We start from the raw sequence: 22,297 nt of genomic DNA on the forward strand, positions 1-22,297 counted from the left end.
GAATTTTACTCATTTTAAATACAATCAATCATTAAAAATAAGCAAAATTCATCATTTATAAAATATAGAATTTAAAAATTAATAATGTAAAAAATATCAGTATATTTTTAAGATGAAAAATATTTTATGCAAAATAGAAATAATAAATTAATTCCTTTTTGCATAATCCTCATAAGTAAATTCTCTTATAGTTTTTAAATTCTTATTTTTATCTAAAAACATTAAATTAGGCAATCTTATACCATTAAAAGTTGTATTTTTAACAATAGAATAATGAATTTGATCCAAAAACACAACCTTATCACCCCTTTTTAACTCTTTTTTAAAAGCATACTCTCCCATCACATCACCCGCTAAGCAAGTATTGCCTGTTAGCAAATACGCTGCTTCATCTTTTTCCAAAGAAGAAATGCTTTCTCCTTCTCTTGTGCTTAAAATTCTAGCGTTTTGAACTTCACTTGTATAAGGCATGATAATAGTATCTGGCATATGTGCTTCACTTGAAGTATCTAAAATAGCGATTTTCTTTTCATTTTCTACAAGATCAACCACGCTGGATACAAGCACACCCGTTTGCCAACCCACAGCTTCCCCTGGTTCTAAATACACTTGAACACCGTATTTATCGCTAAATTTCTTACAAAGATCAATAAGCTTTTGGATATCATAGCCTTTTTTTGTAATATGATGACCTCCGCCAAAATTCACCCATTTCATCTTTTTAATCCATGAAGAAAAATTATTTTCAAACACCTTTAAAACTTGCTCTAAAGCCTGTGCACTTTCTTCACAAAGAGCATGAAAGTGCAAACCCTCAATACCTTCTAAATTAGCATCCATTAAATCCTTAGCACGAATTCCAAGCCTAGAATATCTTCCGCAAGGATTATAAAGCTCTTTTGGAGCTAAAGAAAATTCAAGGTTGCAGCGAAGTCCAAGAGAATTTTTAGTGCATATATTTTTATATTTTTCAAACTGATACAAAGAATTAAAAACGATGTGATGCGATAAAGAAGAAATTATTTTAATCTCATCATCTTTAAAAGCTGGAGAATAAGTATGAATTTCTTTATCCATGTATTCTTTAGCAAATTGTGCTTCCCAAAGTCCGCTACAAGTACAACCTTGCAAATATTCTCCGACAATCCTCATCGCTCCTGAAAAAGCAAAGCCTTTAAGGGCTAGTAAAATTTTTGCCCCACTTTCTTCGCCAACATAGGCTAAAAGTTCGCAATTTTTACGTAATTTATCTTCTTCTAAAATATAAGCTGGGGTTTGAATTTGTCCATACATAAACACTTCCTTATAATTTGCGAAATGATACCAAAAACAAGCCAAATTTTAGATAATTTACTGAGCTTTTAAAAATAATGATTATAATACGATTTTATCATTTAAGGAATTTATAATGAATAGAAGACAATTTTTAAAATTTAATGCTTTAAGTTTAGCAAGTATTGGTATAGCTTATGGTTCCCCTATGCATCAAATGCATCACAATAATACTCCTAATGCCATCAACACTTCTTTTATCAATTTTGCGCCTAATGATCTTAAACTTCTTAGCAAGGATCAGTTTCCAAGTGGAAAAAAACTAAAAAAAATAACTTTGCTTAAAAATGAAAGTAAAGAAAAAAATTTTTTCCGCGCTACTATAGAGATTAAAGAAAGCCAAATAGAACTCGTCAAAGGCAAAAAAACCAAATGCTACACTTACAATGGTTTAATCCCTGGCCCAAAAATAGAAGTTTATGAAGGCGACACGGTTGAAATTTTAGTCAAAAATCAACTCAAAGAACCTACAACCATACATTGGCACGGCGTTCCTGTTCCTCCTGATCAAGACGGTAGTCCACATGATCCTATTTTAGCAGGAAAGGAAAAAATTTATCGTTTTACATTGCCTTTAAATTCTGCAGGCACATACTGGTATCATCCTCATCCTCATTACATCACCTCTAAACAAGTTTATATGGGGCTTGCTGGAATTTTTGTGATCAAGGCTAGAAAAGATGCTTTATCTCATTTTGATGAAAAAGATTTAGTTTTTAGTGATTTAAGACTCGATGAAAACGCGCAAATTCCTGAAAATACTTTAACAGATTGGCTTAATGGAAGAGAGGGTGAATTTGTCTTGATCAATGGACAATATCAACCTAAAATTTCTTTACAAGGTGAAAGAATTCGTCTTTATAATCTTTGTTCAGCAAGATATTTAAACTTAAAAATTCAAAACGCCAAATTTATCTTAGTAGGTACTGATGGTGGGCTTATAGAAAAACCTATAATCAAAGAAGAATTATTTTTAGCTCCTGCTTCAAGAATGGAAGTTTTCATACAAGCGGATAAAAAAGGGGAGTTAAAACTAGAAAGCATTTATTATGATAGAGATAAAATGATGGTTAAAGAAAAAAAAGAAAATTTATTCTTAGCCCATCTTAACATAGAAAAAAATCCTAAAAATCTGCCTTCTGCTTTGAGAAAATTTGAAACCTTAAAAGATCCGCAAGATTTCAAAGAAATCATAATGAGTGAAGATCATCACAAAATGCACGGCATGATGAAAAAAAGCAAAGAAGAACAAAAAGCTGCTTTAGCTTCTATGTTTTTAATCAATAAAAAAACCTACGATCTAAACCGCATAGACTTGATTTCAAAGGTTGGAGTTGTTGAGGATTGGATCGTTATCAATGACTCGCACATGGATCATCCTTTTCATATACATGGAACGCAATTTGAACTTATTTCATCCAAATTAAATAACACCATAAAAAAAGCTGAATTTAGAGCCTTAAGAGATACCATTAACGTACGTCCAAAAGAAGAATTAAGACTAAGAATGAAACAAGATTTTGTTGGACTTAGAATGTATCATTGTCATATTTTAGAACATGAAGATTTAGGCATGATGGGGAATTTGGAAGTAAGGGAAAATAATGGTAAAAATTGAATTTTTAGGACCCATTAATAAAGCCGGTTTGGAATTAGAAGTTAAAAATTTAAAAGAATTAAAAGAGTTCTTAAAACAAGATGAAAGTTTGAAAAAATGGCTTGATCTTTGCGCGGTAGCCTTAAATGATGAAATCATTTTTGATGAAAATACAACTTTTAAAGATGGAGATAAAATCGCACTTTTACCTCCTGTTGGCGGTGGTTGATGGAATACTTTTCACTCCATAAAGGCCCTTTAAATATCCCTGAAATTTATACAAAATGGTATGAATTTAGCATCAAGCAAAATTGTGGGGCTTTGATCACTTTTTGCGGCATAGTCAGAGATGATGATAAGGTGGAAGGTTTGAGTTTTGATATTTACGAGCCTTTACTCATTTCTTGGTTTAAAAATTGGCAAGAAAGACTTCAAAAAGAGCCTGCTTATCTTTTATTTGCGCATTCTATTGGCGATGTAAAAGTTGGAGAAAGTTCATATTTTGCAGGTATTTTAAGCAAACAAAGAAAATTAGGCTTAAAACTTATAAATGACTTTGTAGAAGATTTTAAAGCTAATGCACCCATTTGGAAATACGATCTTAAAAATGGTGAAAGAATTTATGCCCTAGATAGATCAAGCAAGCTTTTAGGGGCTGGAATTTTATCATGATCAAACAAATTCAAGAATTTGCTATTTTGGGGCAACAACTTTAAGTGATAAAAAACCAAAAAGCGATAAACAAAACTTGAAAATCTTTCCTTTATGGAAAGATTTTCATCGTGTTTTTGGCACTCCTGATGAAATTTAGTGTTTATTATGATTATAAAAGATTTGGAATTTAAATTGGTAAAGGATAATTAATGTTAATTTCTTATGAAGAAAGTTTAAAAATTTTACATTCTCATATAAAAAGTTATGAAAGAATAGAAAAAATAGCACTCACTCAATGTTTAGGACGTATCTTAGCTTGTGATATTAAAGCGCTTAAAAATCAGCCTGAAATGGAAACTTCGGCTATGGATGGCTATGCGATTAAATTTGAAGATCAAGATAAGGCTTTAAAAATTTTAGGTACAACTCCTGCGGGCACCATGCCACAATTTGAAGTGACAAATGGAACTTGTGTCAAAACTTTTACAGGCTCTTTGATGAGTTTAGGAAGCGACACGCTTGTTCCAGTTGAAAACGTCCGCATAGAAAAAGATCAAATTTTTATAGAAAAAAGCGTTAAAAAAGGTTTTGCGGTTAGAAAAATTGGAGAAAATTATAAAAAAGATGAAATTTTACTCAAAAAAGGCACAAAATTAAATTATAGTGAAATTGCACTTTTAGCAGAATTAGGCTTTTTTCACATCAGCGTTTTTGTAAAACCAATCATTGGAGTTTTAAGCAGCGGTAGTGAAATCAAAGATCTAGGAGAAACCTTGGACAATCCTGCTCAAATTCGCTCCTCTAATCACATCGCTATCGCTAATTTAGCTAAAAATTTAGCTTGCGATACAAGGGTTTTTCCACTTTTAAAAGATGATGAAAAAGCGACATTAGCAACTTTAGAAAGCGCTTTAGAGTCCTGTGATATTTTAATCACGACAGGCGGAGTTTCTATGGGGGATTTTGATTTTTTGAAAAGCGCTGTTAAAGAGTATGAAATCATCATTGATAAAGTAGATATCAAACCAGGACGCCACATCAAAATCGCTAAAGCAAATCATAAATTCATCATCGCCTTACCTGGTTTTCCATACTCTGCTATGGTGATGTTTAATCTTTATGCTAGAGAGATTTTAAATTCTTGGTTGTGTCAAGAAAAAGATTATATCACTAAAGCTTTCTTGCAAGGAAGTTATAAGAAAAAAACACCCTATTTAGAATTCGTTGCTTGCAATGTAGAATTTAAAGAAGGACGTATTTTAGTCAATTTAGAAGGAAAAAAAGAAGGATCTAGTGCGATCATTAACAACCTTAATCACAAAGCTGCATTAATGATCGTTCCTAAAGAATGTGAAATTTTAGAAAATGAGAGTTTGGTTGATATAGTTTTTATGCCTTAGGCATAATTTTTATCTTCAACCGACTCCAAGCAACAATAGAAAGGATGATATAGATACAATTTATCAAATTAATTAAAACTACATGATAAGATCTTACAAGATCGTTTAAACGAAAAAAAAATTAGTAAATATCCCGAATCAGAAAATCTTAAAAAACGATTTATTAAAATATTTGCTATTGGTTGAAACCAAACATAAAAACCACAAATAAATAAAAAAATAAAAACTACAAAAAAGATTTTCATTCCACTTATTTTAACTAGTTCTTTAAAAAAGAAAAATGCTGATGTAATACTTAAAATTAAAAATAAGGCACTGTAAAGAAGAAACTCATTTAAAGATAAAAGCCACCAATGAGGTCTATATCGCCCAATAGAAATAAAATAGCTACCGATACAATCAAAAACTATCCACAAAATAAAAAACAATAACATTTTATACGATCGAATCTTTTTGCAAAGCAGCATGACAGATATAAAATAAAGTGTAGAAAAAAGACAAATTTCAGTAATATTAACAATTTGCATATAATTAGAAAGAAAATCCGAACCATTGAAAATAAACTTAAAAGCAACCCATAAGTCAATATTTAAAATAAAAATTTAATGATAAATTAGAAGTCATTATAATTTTGATAAATTTTAATCCTTGAGTGGTTGTTGTATAGTTTTTTTCTTTTTTCTCTTCATCAAAGCTTTCAAAATTTAATCAAGCTAAAACATGATGAATAAAACTTATAAGAGAAAATATAACTCCCACACAAAGCAAAATCGAAGCAACTGCTAAGATAGAAATACTTTTAAATCTATATTGCCACCTATAGGAACGAAACCTAGATTAATAACTTTCATTTCTAAATTCCCTAAAAATAAACCCATGCCTACAATAAAGATTAACAAACCTATAAAAAACAACTTAAAAGCTTTGATAAAATATTTTTGATGCGTTACTCTTGCGATTTCATAAAGTATATTCTTAGAAAATTTATAAAAAACTATCAAGATAATAACACTTAATAACAATTTCAAAACTATAGCAGTAATTTGTTCAGTACCTTGTATTAAAATAGCTCCAATGATACTACTAAAAACCGATACCTACCATACTAAAAAATTAATAAATAACTTCTTAGCACCGGCATGAACTTCGAGTTTATAAAAAACAATGATATATAAGATAAAACTGGCTATATTAAAGAGAGGACCTATTATAGGTACTATAAGCCAACACACTGAGAGTTAAACTTGTAAGAGCAAGAATTTTCACATTTCTAGCGATTTTTTGTCGTTCTTCCATAAATTTTCCTTGTAAAAAAATTTAAGCTTTTTATTATATATAAATCATTTTAAATCTAGTTTATTTTATAGTTTTTAAAATACCAGCAAACAACTCTTTAGCTTTATCTTGATTTTGTTTTAATTCCTCTAAAATTTCTTCCACTTCACGCAAAGATTTTTCTTCTTTAACATTTGGATTTTTAGCACTTAGATCATAATTTCTATTTTTGAGTTCTTCAAGGCTCACAAGATAAGAATTAGCCGTGATTTTTCTATCTTTATAACATTTTAAAAACTCATCAAAATGCGTGTATTCTAAAGGTTTATTTTTTGTCAGTTTATAAGGAGGAATCAATTCATAATAATACACATCTTTAGTTTTTTCATCTATGATACTTCTTAAACCTTTAGAAAAAAACAATACATTAGTCTTAACCGCACTATAAGGCAAAAATACTCCGCTTGGCAAACTCAAAACACATTCTAAATTAAAATCATCAAGTAAATCCCTCTTAACACTCACAAAAGCATTTGAATTCTGAAAAAGCACGCCTTCAGGCACGACAATAGCACATCGTCCATTGTTTTTTAAAGATTTTAAAATGTGCTGTAAAAATAAAAGTTCAGTAGCGTTTGACTTTACAGGAAAATTTTCTTGAATTTGTTCTTTTTCTTTGCCTCCAAAAGGCGGATTTGCTAAGATCACTTCATATTTTTCATCTTCGCTTATATCTGTGATTTTTTTGCTAAGCGTGTTTGTTTTGATGATATTTGGACTTGAAATTTCATGAAGTATCATATTCATAACACCCATTGCATAACTAAGCGGAGTTTTTTCCTTGCCAAAAAGCGCATCATTTTTTAAAAATTCAAGCTCTTCTACGCTCAAATTCGCCTTTTCTCTCTTGGCTCTATCTTTGTATAAAATATGAAAAAAGCTCTCCACTAAAAAACCACAACTTCCACAAGATGGATCGTAAATTCTTTCCTTAGCCTTAGGATTTATCACCTCAACCATAGTTTTTATTAGAGGGCGTGGAGTGTAAAATTCTCCACTATTTCCCCCATCACTTCCCATATCTTTTAAAAGCTTTTCATAAATTTCTCCTAAAGCAAAAACATCACTTTCTTTGTTAAAGCTCAACTCATCGATGATATTTATAACTTCTCTTAAGGTGTGTCCATTGGCGATGCGATTGTCTATAAATTCAAATATACCGCCTATTTTGTATTCTATGCTTTTAAAATTTTCATTGTTTTTAAAATTTTTAAGATAAACAAAAAGTTCTTTATTGACAAAATCAAGCAAATCTGATCCGCTCAAAGCATTTTTCACATCAAGCTTACCATCTTTTTTTGGCGCTGCCCAAACCTGCCATCTGAATTTCTCATCTAAGATACTTTGATAAGATTTGTCATTTAACATCGCCTCGATTTTTAATTCTTCTTCATAATCATCTAAAAATTTCAAAAAAAGTATCCAGCTAATCTGCTCGGTATAATGCATAGCACCACTTATACCATCATCGCGTCTTAAAATATCGGTGATTCGATCAATCTTATTTTGCATTTTTATCCTTTAAAAAATATGTTAAAAAAATCAAAAATTTTTAACATATCTAGCTAATGTGTTAAAATTTTTCAAAAATTTTAACATTTACAATCTTCCTTCAAAGGCTTTTTTTAGTAGTGATTTTTTAAGTTCTTCATAGTCTTTGATTTGAGTTTTGTAATTTTCTTTCAAGGCCTTGATATTTAAGGAAAGCTCATCTAAATACGAAGCGATTTGCTCTTGCTCTTTTAGTGGTGGTAACGGGATTTGTAAATTTTTAATAAAATTTTTAGGAACTCTTTTATGTCCTGTAGCACCTGTCATATTTAAAATACCATTTTGAATAAATCTATCTGTTTTAAAAAACCACAATAAAAATTTAGACATAACATTATCAACTACTCTAATAACATGTAATTCTGTTGTACCAGCACCAATATCATTTTCGAGACTATCAAAAATTACAGACTTTTTATTTTCAAAACAAGGAGTAATTTTAGCCAAACCAATATCTCCTTGCTTAAAATGTGTAAAACCATTTTTAACATCTTTCCATTTTTTAATTACATAAGAAAATTCATTATCATATCCATCTAAAATTTTATTCATAGATACAAAAGATACATTTACCTCATCATTAATTTTATTTCTAGGATTAATTTCACAAATCTCACCTAGGCTTTTCCATTCCCAACCCTGTGGGAGTTGATAATTTTCTTTAGTATCGTCTTTTAAAGGGTTAAAGGCTTTTTGCAACACACTTTGCATCAATTCATCTAAATTGAGCAAATCTTGCTCTAAAATTTTTATACTCTCATCGATCTTTGCAAAACTCTCATCTAAAATCCCTACTATCCTTTCTTGCTCTTTTAGCAGTGGTATAGGAACTTCAATTTGTCTAAGTTTTTGTTGATTAAGTTTTTTAACAGTTGCCCCTGTAATATATTTTTCTAAATTAGAAAAGTTTAAAAAATAAACCAAAAATCTACTTATCAATATTTCATTGTTTGGCTTTAAAATATGTGCATGATTATTAACCCAATATTTTCCATTTGCGATAAAAGCTGAATTTTCAAAAGCACCCCATTTTGCTCCATCTTCTCCAATTAATACTAACTCTTCATCAAATATATATTTATCAATATAATCAACAATTCCTGAAGCACCATAATAAGGATAAATTCCGCTTATTCTATCTTTTTGTGAAATTGGAACTCTTTTATTATCTAAAATTTCACATACTTTTTCTAATTTATTTATTTTCCAAGTTTTAGTTTTCATTATATCTTAACAGATAGTAAAATCTGAAGCGTATACGCAACCAAGATTTATTGGATTATATTTTATTTTATCAATATTTTTTAAAACATTAGAAGAGGAAATATCTTTACTAAATCTAATATGTTTAGATATAGTGTTAAGACCTATGTTGCATAATTTTGATGCCAAACAAACAGGTCTTCCTAGCCAAATTTCTTTATTTTCACCTCTTTTTCCTGCTTTTTTCACATATACTGTTTCACAATCTATGCCTATCCTAATATTCATATTTAATTTTTTATTGAATAATGTGTTTATCATTGCAGCTGCATATACCCCATTATGTTTAGAATCGTTTCCATCGAATAATGCAAATCCACCATCACCTTGTATATCAATATATTTAGCATTATATAATTGAAAAATTTCTACCAAAGCTCTTATATATGGTATTTGAATATTTAGTGCCTTTTTAATTTCACCTATAGCCATTTTTGTCGAATTTTCCATATCTACAAACACACAAGTAACATTATCTATAATAGCAACTTTATTAGTTTCTAATTGGATATTATCTGTATTTATGGTGTTATATTTTTCAAATTCAATATTTTCAGAATTTCTTATTTTGTTATATAACTCATTTATTTTTTTTTCATAATCTATACCCATTCTTGCTCCTTTTTTAAAACATTTTTATTATGGAAAAAATTTCTATAATTATAATAATAAAAAAACATATAAATAACAGCACTATATAAAAAAGTGAATTTGAAAAGCATTTATGTTTATTTAAGGTAATTAACGATAATACACAAATTTGATTTAGCAAATCATTGATAAATTTATCATTTTGAATTTTTTCTTTTTCTGTGTTATCTTCTAAATCTCTAATAACAATCTCCATTAATTCCTTGCTCTTAATTTTTGCCAAATCTTTAAAGAAATATATATTACATAGTTTGGAGTTATTTCGTGTTTTATTAAAATACTTGTTGTATATGCGAACTAGAAAATTATATTTTTTCTCCTTATTGTTTAAAATTGGCTTAAAAGATAATATTAATTCCCAAGCAGCGCATAATAATATTATTAATATACAAATCATAACCACCTTAATACCTATATTGCCATTATTTGAAGATTGTAAAAATCTAACAATCATAGCTATAAAAGCTACAATAAAGACTAATAAAATATTATTTTTAGTTTCTGCAAATTTTAGTTGTTCAAAGATATGCTTATGAATATCTAAAATTCTTGAATAAATTTCTTTGTGTTCCATTTTCTCTCCCTTAATTTAAATAAATCTCCCTTTGCAAGTCATCAAAACTTTGCTTTAAATTTTCTAAACTTCCAAATTCATCGGCCAATTCTCTAGAGCTACCCAAAGAACTAAGCTCTATAAGCGGTTTTAAACCCTCATCAAAATCTTTTATGCCGTATTCTTGATATCGATTCAGTAAAAATTCTATAAATTTTATAGCCTTTTCTTTTTGAAAGCGTTTCAAAAATTCGCTATTTTCTACTTGCAAAACACGTTCTTGCCTTGTTTTGATCTCGCTATTAAAACTTAAATGCGCCAAAACATCATATATATCACAATCTTTCTTTTCAAAAATTTCACTCAAATCTTTTAAGGCATCCTCATCCACTCCATCTTTTGCAAGAGCTTTTAAAAAATTCTCTCTATTGCTTTGGACACTCCAAATTTCACGTAATTTTTTCTCATCATCATAATACTCACTCAGCTTGCCTATCAAAAATTCCAAAAATTCCTTAGTGCGAAGTGGCTTACCCTCTAATCCCACATAACTTGTCACGATATCTAAAACTTTAAGTTTTGTCCCTACAAGATGCACAGTTACTCTTTTTTTCTCTTTGCTTTCTTCTTTTGTTTTCTTTATCTCTTTGGTGATTTTTCTTTCTTTTTCTTGCTCTTTTTCTTTGATTTCTTCTATTTTTTCACCATCCCATTTTGGATCGTAAAAAAGCTTAGTAGTGCCAACAAAATCAAGTATGGTAAAAAAGTCTTTACCTTCATACACTCTAGTTCCACGCCCAATAATTTGCTTAAATTCCACCATAGAACCTATATTTGCTAGTAAAACGATATTGCGGACATTTTTAGCATCCACGCCTGTTGTAAGCATTTTAGAACTTGTAAGTATGACAGGAAAGCTTTTATCATTGTCTTGAAACTGCTTTAGATAATCAATCCCTATTTTACCTTCATCGCTCGTTACCCTTACACAATAATCATCTTCTTTAACGCTTTTGTATTTATCTATAGCTCTTTTTACTTCACTTGCATGGGCTTGATTGACACAAAAAACGATAGTTTTATCCATAGGATTTATAAGCTCTAAAATTTTCTTAGCGATAAAATCATTATATCTTGGTAAAAATATATTTCTTTCAAATTCACTTTGCTTGTAAAAACCTTTTTCAAGATCCCCTTGTATCAAATCATTAGGATTATAAACATAACCATCACTCAAGCTTGTTTTGATGAGTTTGACTTTATAAGGTGTTAAAAAGCCATCTTCAATACCACTTTTAAGACTATAATCATAAACACTTTCGCCAAAATATTCATAAGTATCTATATTTTCTTCTTTTTTTGGAGTAGCGGTTAAACCGATTTGAGTCGCGTAAGAAAAATACTCAAGCACCGCTCTCCAACTTCCCTCTTCATTGGCTCCACCTCTATGGCATTCATCTATAATGATAAGATCAAAAAAATCTTTTGGATATTGAAGATAAAATTTGCTCTCTTGTTGTTCTTCGGTATTTTCTTGTTCTTTCGAATTTGAAGCTAAACTTTGATAAATTCCAAAAAAGACATTGGCATTTGTTATAATTTTTCCACCATTTTTCTTTATCTCTTCAGCGCTAATTGCCTTGCAATCACCCTCTATAGGATTAAATTCCCCTAAAGCTTGATCTCTTAAGGTAATCCTATCGCATAAAAATAATATTTTAGGTTTTTGATCTTTATTTTCTTTATTCCATTTTGCTTCCAATAAACAATAACATAAAGCAAAAGCTATAGTTGTTTTTCCTGTACCCGTAGCAAGAGTAAGTAAAATTCTATCTTTATCATTTATAATTGCTTCTATGACTTTATCAACCGCTATTTTTTGATAATACCTTAACTCTTTTTCTGGTATATACATCGGTTTTTGCGTTAAAAGTTTGTATTGCCACTCTTTAAGATTGCCATAAATTCGATCAAAAAGCTCTTTTGGAGTTGGAAATTTATCTATGTATTCTCCCTTAGAACTTCTCATATCGTATTCATAAATTTTTTCTCCATTGGTGCTATATACAAAAAATACATTTAAATTTTTTGCATATTCTATGCCTTGAGATAATCCATCTAAAGCATCTTTACTAAGTTTTTTAGCTTCGATTACGGCAAGATTTTTTCCTTCATATGTGAGCAAATAATCCACAAATTTTCTTTCGCCTCTTTTACCACCTAAAAGCTTTCTACCTGTTGTAAAATAATAATTTCTACGAATATCAGCTTCACTCCAAGAACTACTATAAAGCTTAGTATCTATAAATTTTACTCTAGTATCATCTTCTGAAAGAAATTGTCCTTGCATAATATTTTCCTACAAAAATATAAAATTGCAAAATTATAGCAAGACAAAACAAATTTTAATCAATTAATTGCTTTAACTTATCTAAACATTCCTCAATGATTCTATCAATCTCTTCCTTGCTTAACTCTTTTTGTGGTTTGGGGATAAAAACATAATTTTTATTAAAAGTTGGCCATTGCACATCATCCTTATAAGGATATAAACCTATACTTGGAATTTCAAGATTGGTAGCAAGGTGTATCGTTCCTGTGCTAGGACTAATCAGACATTTAGAGTAATTAAGCAAGGCGACTAAATTTAAGATATCTTCATTATTTTTAAAGATAAAAATTTGTTTATTTAACAAAGTATCTAAGCTATTTATTTGCTCCATAAATTCTTGATGGACTGCTTCATAGGTAGGAATGATAACTTTTTTCATCAAACTGGCTTTACAAATTAAAGTGATGTAATCTTGAATGCTTAGATTATATGAAGTTGTGATAGCAAAAGGGTTGATCACGATAAAATCTTTTTCTTTTAACTTGTAAGAATTTAAGAAATTTTGAATAAAAATTTCATTCTCGGCTGAAATTTTGATTCTAGTATCAAAGGATAAATTTTTAATTTTTTCATCAAAAAGTTTTGGATTGATTTTTCTTATACAATATGGCATTCTTGTTTTTATACTTTTATTTCTAAAAAATCGCTTCTTAAAACTAAAAGTGATGCAACGCGGATGAAAAAAACTTATCCATTTAAGCCTAGCAATGATATACTTAGCATTACTTTGCAATAAGAATTTAATTTCAAAAGATCTAGAATGATATGGAATAATATAATCAAAATGATAAGAATTAATTTTTTCTAAAATCGAAGTTAGATTTTCACTTTTAAAAGGATTGATCACTTCAAATCCATCAACAAAATCTAAATTTTCTACAAGAGTTTGGATATTTTTTCTACAAAATATAATCACCTTGGCATTAAAAATTGCTTTGAGTGCATAAAGCATTTTTAAACTTGCAATCATATCTCCTATAGCATAAGGGCAATAATACCCTACGCAAAGTTGCTTATACCCCCCCCCGTAAATCTATACTTTTCATTATTTATCTCCTTTTCTTAATTGATACATTCACATAAAAACATTTCACTTGTATCATCTTTAGCAATTCTTTTGTCAAAAGAAGAATATATAAAAAAGCACTCAAAGTCAAGCTCTTGTAAAATATTTTTTATTTCTTTTAAATCATAAAGATGAATTTTAAAATCCATAGTTTCACTTTTTAAAAGCTTATCTTTATCGTATAATTCATAAATTGAAGGTGAAAATTGAGTCTTTGTAAGCTCATCATAATGATTTTTACTTTTCAAAAACAAGTCAAAATTTTGCTTTGTTTTAACACTAACGCTTATTTTATAATCCTCATCATCTTTACATTTTGTCGCTATAGTATCAAGCGCAAAGACCAATCTTCCACCTTTTACCAAAAAAGATTTTAGTTTTTTTAAAAACTCTTTACACTCATTTACATCACTAATCAAACAAATCGAACCCGAACTTATAAAAATATAATCAAAACGTTCATGAGTAAAAAAATCTAAAACATCACTCTGCATAATCTTTGCGTTTGGCTCTTTTTCTTTTAGTTTTTCCAACATAAAAATAGAATTATCTACCCCGCTAATATCAAAACCGTGCTCTATAAAAGGGAGTAAAAAACGTCCACTTCCGCACATCATTTCTAAAATTTTATACTCTTTTTTAGCATAAGAAAGATAAAAATTTAATTCATCTTCAGGAGCCTTTGTATGCAAAATTTCATACATTTGCGTACATAAAACATCGTAATAATTTGCTTTCACTCTAAAACTATACCTTCATTGATCACAATTTCACCGATGATAAAAGCGTCGCTTGCCTCTAAAACCTTACTTACATTTGATGGATCAACTACCATCACTAAACCAACACCCATATTAAAACTTCTATACATTTCGCTTTCTTCAACTGCCTCGCCTATGGTATAGAAAATTTCAGGGGTTTTTAGATGATGTTTTCGGATAATGGCTCCCATTCCACGCGGTAAAACACGCGGTAAATTTTCAACCAAACCCCCACCGGTAATATGTGCTAAAGCATTGATAAAAGGTTTTAAAGTAAGAAATTCACGCACATAAATTCTTGTAGGCTCCAATAAAACATCGATTAAATTTTTCCCTTCTACTTTATCATCAAACTTCATCTTTAAACTTTCAAAAAGCACTTTCCTAGCTAAAGAATAGCCATTAGAATGAAGTCCAGAACTTGGAAGTGCTAATAAAATATCACCATTTTTTACAAATTTGCTTCGATCGATTTCATCTTCTTCAGCCATACCCACAGCAAAACCAGCAAGATCAAAATCATCTTTTGCATACATTCCAGGCATTTCAGCAGTTTCACCGCCGATTAAAGCACAATTTGCCAACTTACAACCCTTAGCGATCCCTTTAACAACGACTTTTGCAACATCCACTTCTAATTTAGCTGTAGCATAATAATCCAAAAAGAATAAAGGCGTAGCAAAATTGCAAATAAGATCATTCACGCACATTGCAACCAAATCTTGCCCTATGGTGTCGTATTTCTTTGCATCTATAGCTAAGCGAAGTTTAGTCCCAACTCCATCTGTAGCACTTAACATCACAGGCTTTTTAAAGCCACTTGGCATTCTAAAAGCACCTGAAAAAGATCCTATGCCACCGATAACATTTTCATTAAAAGTTTCTTTTACGAGTGGCTTTATAGCTTCAACAAAAGCATTACCATTATCTATACTCACTCCAGCATCTTCGTATGAAATTTTCATTAATTTTCCTTTAAGAAATAAAAAGTTATTTTAACGAAAAAAGTTTTAATAAGGCATAAGATGAAGAATGCTTTTTTTGTAACCGCTTCAATCGCTTGTGGCAAAAGCACTTTTATACAAATTGCAAATTCTATGGGATTTCAAAGCATCAGTGCAGATGAAATCGCTCATGAAATTTTAGATCAGCACTCTTTAGAACTTGCACAAATGTTTTCAAAATTCAATACAAAAAATCAAAAATTATTAAAAGAAAACAAAAAAATCGATAGAAAAGTTCTTGGCGATATTGTCTTTAATAACCAAAAAGCAAAAAAAATATTAGAAGATTTTACCCACCCAAAAATTAGAATGCAAATTTTAGAGCAAATGCAAATTTTAGAAAAACAAAATAAACCCTATTTCATTGAAATTCCACTTTTTTTTGAAAGCAAGGCTTATGAGAATTTAGGCAAAGTGATCTTGATATATTCCCCTAAAGAATTAAGTTTAGAAAGACTTATGAAAAGGGATAATTTAAATTTAAAAGCTGCCAAAGAAAGGCTTTATTCTCAAATGGATATCGAAGAAAAACTTAAAAAAGCGGATTTGATTGTAAAAAATACTGGCTCTTATGCCGATTTTGAAAAAGAATGTATCCAAATGATACAAAAAATATCCAAAGGAATAATTTGAAATTTTATAAATATTGTGCCAATGGTAATGATTTTATCATTACAAATGCTGATAAAAAAGAAAATAGAAGTGAGTTAGCTAAAGAAATTTGCGATCGCTACAAAGGCATAGGTGCGGATGGTTTTATCGTGATTTTACCTCATGAAAAATACGATTTTGAATGGGAATTTTATAACAATGATGGCTCTTATGCGAGTATGTGTGGCAATGGCTCAAGAGCTGCGGCACATTTTGCACATCATATCAATAAAACGCCATCAAAAATGACTTTTTTAACTGGAGCAGGTGCGATCAAAGCTGAAGTTGAAAATGATTTGGTAGAAATTTCATTTGGACAAGTTAAAAATATAAAAAGCCCATTTGAAGAATTTGGAAAAACTTGGCAAATTTGCGATACTGGAGTGCCACATTTGGTGCATTTTTGCAAAAATTTAGATAAATTTGATATCATACTCTGTGAGAAAATGAGAAAAAAATATAATGCAAATGTCAATTTTGCAAAAATTATAAATCAAAATTCTTTAGAAGTTCGCACTTTTGAACGCGGTGTTGAAAATGAAACTTTAGCTTGTGGAACGGGAATGGGAGCTTGTTTTTATCTTGCTTTTTTAGAACAAAAAATTCAAGATAAAGCTAGTGTGATTCCAAAAAGCGGAGAAAAAGTTGATTTTAGATTAGAGCATGAAAAATTGTTTTTTAAAGGAAAGGTAAGATACTGTTTTGAAGCAAATTATAATTTTTCTTAGTCTTTTTTTGAGTCAAATTTTTGCTACATCAAATTTAGAATATGGCTTTGGGGAAGATTATTATAATTTAAGTACAGAAGAAAAAAGGAAAATTTTTTTTGTTAAAATGAATGCAATGTTTGATGAAAGCTTTAAAGAAATTGCCAAAGAGCAAGATTTCATCAATGCATTTTTCAAATATGAATTTCAAAATGGTTTTAGATTGACAAATCAAGAAACTTTAGATAAACTCTTAGAACTTAGAGAAAAATATCGCGTAGAAAATCTCTTTGATTTTCATGAATATAAAAAAAGAATTGCTCTTGTTCCTAAATCTATGGGTATAGCACAGGCTTTAGTCGAAAGTGCAACCGGCACTAGTCGTTTTGCAAGAGAAGCAAATAATCTTTTTGGGGAATGGACTTGGGGAGATAAAGGCTTAATCCCTGATTCAAGACATCCTAATAAAAAACATAAAATTAAAATTTTTGATTCCTTGCAAGATAGTGTCAATTCTTATGTTTTAAATTTAAACAGACATTTTGCTTACGCTGATTTTAGAGAAGCAAGATATAAAGATATGAAGCAAGGTAAAAAAATTCAAGGTTTAGAGGCTATAAAAACATTGCACGCCTATTCTGAACTTAAAGGACATTATATAAAACTCGTTACAAAAATTATAGATAAATACAATCTTGAAAAATATGATAATTTAAATTTCAAACCAAGCTCAGAACTTTTTAAAACTAAAAACTAAGTGCGAATTTATCAAAAGGCAAAATTTCGAATTTAACCCCTTGTTCGAAAAAACTATCTTCACTCGAAAGGGTGATAAATATCACATTATAAATTCCTAATTCTAAAGCCTTGGAAAGAATTTTTCTAGCACGAATTTTAATCAAATCAATATCCAAAGTCGGACTAGAAATATAAGCGATTTTTAATCTTTTATTGAAAAAATGAAAATATTTATTGTAAAAAAAATCTTCTTGAAATTTAAATAACTCATTTAAAATTACATTTTCAAATAAATGTGCAAAATCCTTATAAATACAAAGATTATTCCTTAAACCAAAATCCCTAAAATAAATCTTTTGAAGTTTTTTTTCACCATGTATAATAGGATAAATGATATAGCGATTTTCAAGCTCTTTTATAGTATGATAAACACTATCTTTTGAAGTTTTTATTCTCGTTTTAAGTTCTAAAAATAATTTAGCAATGCTGATTTGCTGCCCTAGATTTTTGGCTAAATATTTTAAAATTTCAAGCTCTAAAAAATTAAAACTTTGTCTTAAAAGCTCATTTTTTTGACTCAATTCACTGCGTCCAGTTTGCAAAAAAAGCCCTACTAAGTGATTGATGGGTAGATTTTTTTTATTGATACTTATAAATTCTTCAAAATCAAAATAATCAAGCCAAAGTTCTTTAAAATCTTTAAAACGCAAATCTTTTTTATCTGTGCTTACTATAATAGGAATTTTGACATCTTGCAAATCCAAAGTAAAATCGATACCATAAAGGCAAAGAATTTTGATTTGATGATGATTTTGTAAAAAAACTCCAAGTTGTTTTAAACTCTCTTTTTCAAAACGTATATCACTTAAATTTAAAAATAAAATTTCTTCGGGTTTAAATTGGGATAGATAATTAAAAATTAAGGTTTTTTTACCTGATTTTTTAGGGCCTTTGGATGATATTGGCTTGTGAAATTTGCACCTTTCTTTCATAGCTTATTTCAAATTTGGGTGCATTTTCATAGAAAAAATTCAATACTTTCATTTTTTTCCTTTTAAAAAGGATATTATAATAATTTTTTCTTCATAAAAGTTTTAAAACTTTATAAATCATCACTAGACAAAGTCTTGGATGATGCAACCTTGTTCCTAAATTTAACACGATCTTATTTCCATTCTTAGAGTGTAAAGCTTGGACAAAATTAAAATGATGCCAAAAAATTTGCTCCTTGGGCAAATGATGCGTATAAAAATGATAAGAATTATTTTTTGTATGTAAGCTGTTATTTTTTATATTTTTAGAAAGTCCAGGAGCTTGAAAGGTATAAATTCTATCTACAGCAAATCCTAAACGTGCTATAAAAATTTGCGCTAAATATCCGCCTAAAGAATGTCCTACTAGAGTGATTTTTTTAAATTGAAATTTTGATTTGAGTTTTTTATAAAAAGAGCAAAGGGATAAATATTGTGCTTTGGGAATTTTATGATTTAAAATTAAAAAATCACTCCAAATATCTCCAAGATCAAATTTAATCGGCCTTAAATCACTCCCAGCAATGGCTAAAATAAATTCTTGAGTGTTTCTATCTTGAAACAAACTCGCTCTAAAACCACCTTTAGATTCTAAGAAATTTTCATTAATATGAGCGAGTAAAACGAAATTTTTTATAAAATAAAATGCTAAAAAGGATCAAATTTTCCTATGGCTATACCATTTTTATAAGAAAAATTTGTTAAAACCCTAAAGAGTTCTTTTTGGCTAACTTTAACAAAGATATCTTTTAAATCTAAATTCAAATAAGCAGCATGAGAAAGCAAAGAATAATGATACATTTGGATTAAATATTCTTTATTTTCTTGAAATTTGGAGTGTAATTTTTCTTTAGAATTTAATTCTTGAAGAGTTAAAGATTTTTGAGATGATAAATTTAAAAAGGTATCAAAATCATAAAGGGGTAAAAACCCCTTTTTAATTACATTTTGCAAGTGTTTTGTAAAGTGGAGCTAAGCATCCAAAGATTTTTTTCATATTTTGCAATATTTTCCTGTGCAAATGCAGCCGTAGTTGTATCTCCTGCTTTTTCTGAAGCCTCATTTAACTTTTTAAATTCAGCCAAAAGATACTCATAATCTTGTTTGATTAACTCGATCACTTCAGTTGGTGTAAAGCAATCTTTACCTACTTTAGGACTTTTAGCATTTTCCATTAAAACTTTTTGGCAAGTGATCGCTTTTTCACCAAGTTGCAAAACCCTTTCAGCACAATCATCAAAAAGCTCTGCCATTTCTTCATAAGCCTTTTCTGTGTATTCGTGGATTGAAAAAAATTGCAAACCTTTTACATTCCAATGATAATTATGGAATTTAATCCATAAGTGATGAGCGTCCGCTTGCATTTGTAATAATTGTTTAACTACTGACATTTTAAACTCCTTTTTTAATTTTTGAAAATTATAACATAAAATTCTTAAATAATAATTATTATTAGTTAAAAATTTATATCATAAATTTATCTAATAACTATTATACTCTTTTTATTTAAAAAATGGTTAGGATTTTAAAATATTTTTTAAAATCAATTTCCCCACTTCAACACCAGGCTGATTGTAGGTATTAATACCTAGCATTATGCCACAAGCTGAGGCAAAAAGCTCATAATAATACATCAAATAACCCGCATGCCAAGCATCAAGTTTTTCCATTTCTATAACATCTACGCTTAAATTTTCAGAAATCAAAGCATGCATTGTCGTATCACATTGTGCGTTTAAAAGATCGTGTAAATTGACTTTATTGCTCAAAGAATCTAAAAATTTAAAATGAATATCAGGAATTATAGGCGATTTTTCATTGTCTTTTACTTTTAAAAAAGTAATGGTTTTATTTTTTGGGCCATCCATGATTAATTGCAAGAAACTATGCTGATCCCTTGCACCTATTAAAGCAATGGGCGTAAGTCCTATGCGTTTATAACCTTGCTTTTTTCCAAGACTTTCTGCGATTAATTGAATATACCACTCATTAAAACCCTTAAAAACATCATCATAGGAAAAAAGTACATTGATATTTGCATTTTTATGCGTGCAATAATGATAAGCCTTTTGTAAAATTTCCTCTTTTTTATGGATAAAAAAATCATCAAAACAAGCCTTAGCACCTTCTAAAAGAGCTTTTACATCATAGCCACAAAAACAAAGTGGCACAATACCAACAGCTGAAAGAACACTAAAGCGTCCTCCAACATTTGAAGGAATAAAAAAACTTTTAATGCCTAAATTTTCACCTTCTTGATGCAATTTAGAATTCTCATCCGTAATAAAAACAAAATATTTTTTTAAATTAGAAATTTCAATCTTAAAATAATCAATGATCAATTTAAAAAGCGAAACAACCTCTATAGTGCTACCTGTTTTACTTGTGATTAAAAATAAACTTTCTTCTAAATTGAGTTTTTCCAGTACAGAAAATAAAGAATAAGTACTTGTATTATCAAGGATAAAAAGCTCTTTATCCTTGCTTTTTTGATTTAAAAGCATATCTTTTAAAGCCTTAACCCCACAACTTGATCCGCCCATTCCAATCAAAATAATATTTCTAACATGATCTTGTTTTTTGATAAATTCTAAACTTTCTTCAATGAGTGGCAAACTCGTATTAAAAAGATGATAATACCCTATTTCACCGCTTTGAACCTCATCATTGATGCGATAAGCATAAGAAGTAATGGTAGAAAATTCTACTTTTTTAAAAAAAATCGAATTTTTTAGCATTTACTCTTCTCATAAAAATAATTTGTCGCCTCGACAAAACCTTCAACACTACCGCAATCAAAACGCCTTCCCTCAAATTTATAAGCCAAAACCATACCATTAGTTGCTTGCGTTAAAAGTGCGTCGGTAAGTTGAATTTCTCCATTTTTACCCGCGTTTGTATTTTCTAAAATTCCAAAAATATCCGGAGTTAAAATATATCTTCCAATGATAGCTAAATTACTCGGAGCTTCATCAGGATCAGGCTTTTCTATCATAGAATTTACCATGATCAAATTCTCCTCTACTGTATTTCCAGCGATCACTCCATAATTACAAACTTGTTCTTTTGGTACCTCCATAACCGCTATAACAGTACAACGATATTTTTCATAAATCTTAACCATTTGTGCCATTACATTTAAGCCGTTTTCATTCACGCATAAATCATCAGCTAAAATAACCCCAAATGCTTCATCTCCGGTTAAAGGTTTTCCTTTAAGCACGGCATCCCCTAAGCCACGCATTTCATTTTGACGTGTAAAAGTAAAGGTACATTGATCGATTAAAGATCGTATGTCTTTAAGTAAGTATTCTTTTTTTGTCCCAGAAATTTGATGTTCTAATTCATAAGAAATATCAAAATAATCCTCTAAAGCTCTCTTACCTCTTCCTGTGACAAAGCCCATATTATCCATTCCAGCTTCTAAAGCCTCATCAACTCCATAATGGATTAAGGGTTTAGTAAGTATAGGCAACATTTCTTTAGGCAGACTTTTTGTAGCAGGTAAAAATCTAGTCCCATAACCAGCCGCGGGAAAAATACAAGTTTGAAGCATAATAATCCTTTAATTTTTAACTAAAAAATCTTTAATATTTAAATTAAAATCGTTT

Annotated in this window: 22 protein-coding genes and 1 pseudogene; 7 read left to right on the plus strand and 16 right to left on the minus strand. The window is 29.4% G+C overall.

Annotated elements, in window-relative coordinates; genetic code table 11:
* Nucleotides 1-147 precede the first annotated feature (147 nt).
* The gene (gene nspC, locus CQA76_RS01075) at nucleotides 148-1,293 is read right to left on the minus strand and encodes a carboxynorspermidine decarboxylase (protein WP_137621611.1); all 1,146 of its coding nucleotides are present in this window, start codon (nucleotides 1,291-1,293) and stop codon (nucleotides 148-150) included.
* A gap of 115 nt (nucleotides 1,294-1,408) precedes the next feature.
* Here nspC and CQA76_RS01080 point away from each other — a divergent pair, with 115 nt between their 5' ends.
* The 4 genes from CQA76_RS01080 to CQA76_RS01095 all read left to right on the plus strand — a co-directional run bounded on the left by CQA76_RS01080 (nucleotide 1,409) and on the right by CQA76_RS01095 (nucleotide 4,983).
* The gene (locus tag CQA76_RS01080; protein WP_137621612.1) at nucleotides 1,409-2,950 is read left to right on the plus strand and encodes a multicopper oxidase family protein; all 1,542 of its coding nucleotides are present in this window, start codon (nucleotides 1,409-1,411) and stop codon (nucleotides 2,948-2,950) included.
* Complete coding sequence (locus CQA76_RS01085; RefSeq protein ID WP_137621613.1) at nucleotides 2,937-3,158, plus strand: MoaD/ThiS family protein; 222 nt, start codon at nucleotides 2,937-2,939, stop codon at nucleotides 3,156-3,158. The genes CQA76_RS01080 and CQA76_RS01085 overlap by 14 nt, the downstream gene beginning before the upstream one ends.
* Nucleotides 3,158-3,601: a molybdopterin synthase catalytic subunit gene (locus tag CQA76_RS01090; protein WP_137621614.1), complete on the plus strand. Its 444-nt coding sequence runs from the start codon at nucleotides 3,158-3,160 to the stop codon at nucleotides 3,599-3,601. The genes CQA76_RS01085 and CQA76_RS01090 overlap by 1 nt, the downstream gene beginning before the upstream one ends.
* Before the next feature lie 191 nt (nucleotides 3,602-3,792).
* On the plus strand, nucleotides 3,793-4,983 hold the full coding sequence (locus tag CQA76_RS01095; RefSeq protein ID WP_137621615.1) for a molybdopterin molybdotransferase MoeA: 1,191 nt from the start codon (nucleotides 3,793-3,795) through the stop codon (nucleotides 4,981-4,983).
* A gap of 782 nt (nucleotides 4,984-5,765) precedes the next feature.
* Here the strand turns inward: CQA76_RS01095 and CQA76_RS01100 are convergent.
* From CQA76_RS01100 to purM, 9 genes are all read right to left on the minus strand, one after another.
* Nucleotides 5,766-5,984 (minus strand): hypothetical protein, encoded by a 219-nt coding sequence (locus CQA76_RS01100; protein WP_137621616.1) that lies wholly within the window; start codon nucleotides 5,982-5,984, stop codon nucleotides 5,766-5,768.
* 355 nt (nucleotides 5,985-6,339) lie between these two features.
* Nucleotides 6,340-7,830, minus strand: a complete 1,491-nt coding sequence (locus CQA76_RS01105; RefSeq protein ID WP_137621617.1) for a type I restriction-modification system subunit M — start codon at nucleotides 7,828-7,830, stop codon at nucleotides 6,340-6,342.
* A gap of 87 nt (nucleotides 7,831-7,917) precedes the next feature.
* Nucleotides 7,918-9,093: a restriction endonuclease subunit S gene (locus tag CQA76_RS01110; protein WP_137621618.1), complete on the minus strand. Its 1,176-nt coding sequence runs from the start codon at nucleotides 9,091-9,093 to the stop codon at nucleotides 7,918-7,920.
* A 6-nt stretch (nucleotides 9,094-9,099) separates the two neighbouring features.
* A complete protein-coding gene (locus tag CQA76_RS01115; RefSeq protein ID WP_170999696.1) occupies nucleotides 9,100-9,744 on the minus strand; it encodes a hypothetical protein in 645 nt (214 codons plus the stop codon).
* A gap of 13 nt (nucleotides 9,745-9,757) precedes the next feature.
* Nucleotides 9,758-10,357, minus strand: coding sequence for a hypothetical protein (locus CQA76_RS01120; protein WP_137621619.1), 600 nt, complete (start codon nucleotides 10,355-10,357; stop codon nucleotides 9,758-9,760).
* Between the two features lie 10 nt (nucleotides 10,358-10,367).
* Entirely contained in the window at nucleotides 10,368-12,686 is a 2,319-nt protein-coding gene (hsdR, locus tag CQA76_RS01125) for an EcoAI/FtnUII family type I restriction enzme subunit R (RefSeq protein WP_137621620.1), read from the minus strand.
* 55 nt (nucleotides 12,687-12,741) lie between these two features.
* Nucleotides 12,742-13,698, minus strand: coding sequence for a glycosyltransferase family 9 protein (locus CQA76_RS01130; RefSeq protein WP_137621621.1), 957 nt, complete (start codon nucleotides 13,696-13,698; stop codon nucleotides 12,742-12,744).
* Nucleotides 13,699-13,790: 92 nt separating this feature from the next.
* Complete coding sequence (locus CQA76_RS01135) at nucleotides 13,791-14,534, minus strand: class I SAM-dependent methyltransferase (RefSeq protein WP_212741541.1); 744 nt, start codon at nucleotides 14,532-14,534, stop codon at nucleotides 13,791-13,793.
* Nucleotides 14,531-15,520 carry a phosphoribosylformylglycinamidine cyclo-ligase gene (gene purM, locus CQA76_RS01140; RefSeq protein WP_137621622.1) on the minus strand — a complete coding sequence of 330 codons (990 nt, stop codon included), beginning with the start codon at nucleotides 15,518-15,520 and terminating at the stop codon, nucleotides 14,531-14,533. Before purM ends, CQA76_RS01135 begins: the two co-directional genes overlap by 4 nt.
* A gap of 60 nt (nucleotides 15,521-15,580) precedes the next feature.
* On the opposite strand from purM, the gene coaE reads away from it, so the two are divergent.
* The 3 genes from coaE to CQA76_RS01155 are packed head-to-tail and all read left to right on the plus strand — an operon-like array spanning nucleotide 15,581 to nucleotide 17,674.
* Entirely contained in the window at nucleotides 15,581-16,192 is a 612-nt protein-coding gene (gene coaE, locus CQA76_RS01145) for a dephospho-CoA kinase (protein WP_137621623.1), read from the plus strand.
* Complete coding sequence (gene dapF, locus CQA76_RS01150; RefSeq protein ID WP_137621624.1) at nucleotides 16,189-16,938, plus strand: diaminopimelate epimerase; 750 nt, start codon at nucleotides 16,189-16,191, stop codon at nucleotides 16,936-16,938. Before coaE ends, dapF begins: the two co-directional genes overlap by 4 nt.
* Nucleotides 16,913-17,674, plus strand: coding sequence for a glucosaminidase domain-containing protein (locus tag CQA76_RS01155; protein WP_137621625.1), 762 nt, complete (start codon nucleotides 16,913-16,915; stop codon nucleotides 17,672-17,674). Before dapF ends, CQA76_RS01155 begins: the two co-directional genes overlap by 26 nt.
* Here CQA76_RS01155 and CQA76_RS01160 read toward each other — a convergent pair.
* The 6 genes and pseudogenes from CQA76_RS01160 to galU all read right to left on the minus strand — a co-directional run bounded on the left by CQA76_RS01160 (nucleotide 17,664) and on the right by galU (nucleotide 22,242).
* Nucleotides 17,664-18,699 (minus strand): annotated as a pseudogene (locus CQA76_RS01160) (DUF4143 domain-containing protein). The gene CQA76_RS01155 and the pseudogene CQA76_RS01160 overlap by 11 nt on opposite strands.
* Before the next feature lie 39 nt (nucleotides 18,700-18,738).
* Entirely contained in the window at nucleotides 18,739-19,251 is a 513-nt protein-coding gene (locus CQA76_RS01165) for a lipase family protein (protein WP_232364879.1), read from the minus strand.
* Between the two features lie 83 nt (nucleotides 19,252-19,334).
* A complete protein-coding gene (locus tag CQA76_RS09165) occupies nucleotides 19,335-19,640 on the minus strand; it encodes a hypothetical protein (RefSeq protein WP_232364880.1) in 306 nt (101 codons plus the stop codon).
* Entirely contained in the window at nucleotides 19,628-20,077 is a 450-nt protein-coding gene (locus tag CQA76_RS01170) for a Dps family protein (protein WP_137621626.1), read from the minus strand. The genes CQA76_RS09165 and CQA76_RS01170 overlap by 13 nt, the downstream gene beginning before the upstream one ends.
* A 126-nt stretch (nucleotides 20,078-20,203) precedes the next feature.
* A complete protein-coding gene (locus CQA76_RS01175; RefSeq protein ID WP_137621627.1) occupies nucleotides 20,204-21,424 on the minus strand; it encodes a glucose-6-phosphate isomerase in 1,221 nt (406 codons plus the stop codon).
* On the minus strand, nucleotides 21,418-22,242 hold the full coding sequence (gene galU / locus CQA76_RS01180) for a UTP--glucose-1-phosphate uridylyltransferase GalU (protein WP_137621628.1): 825 nt from the start codon (nucleotides 22,240-22,242) through the stop codon (nucleotides 21,418-21,420). The genes CQA76_RS01175 and galU overlap by 7 nt, the downstream gene beginning before the upstream one ends.
* Nucleotides 22,243-22,297: the final 55 nt, after the last annotated feature.

The organism is Campylobacter aviculae, assembly GCF_005406215.1.
In the GTDB taxonomy this organism is placed as follows: Bacteria; Campylobacterota; Campylobacteria; order Campylobacterales; family Campylobacteraceae; genus Campylobacter_D; species Campylobacter_D aviculae.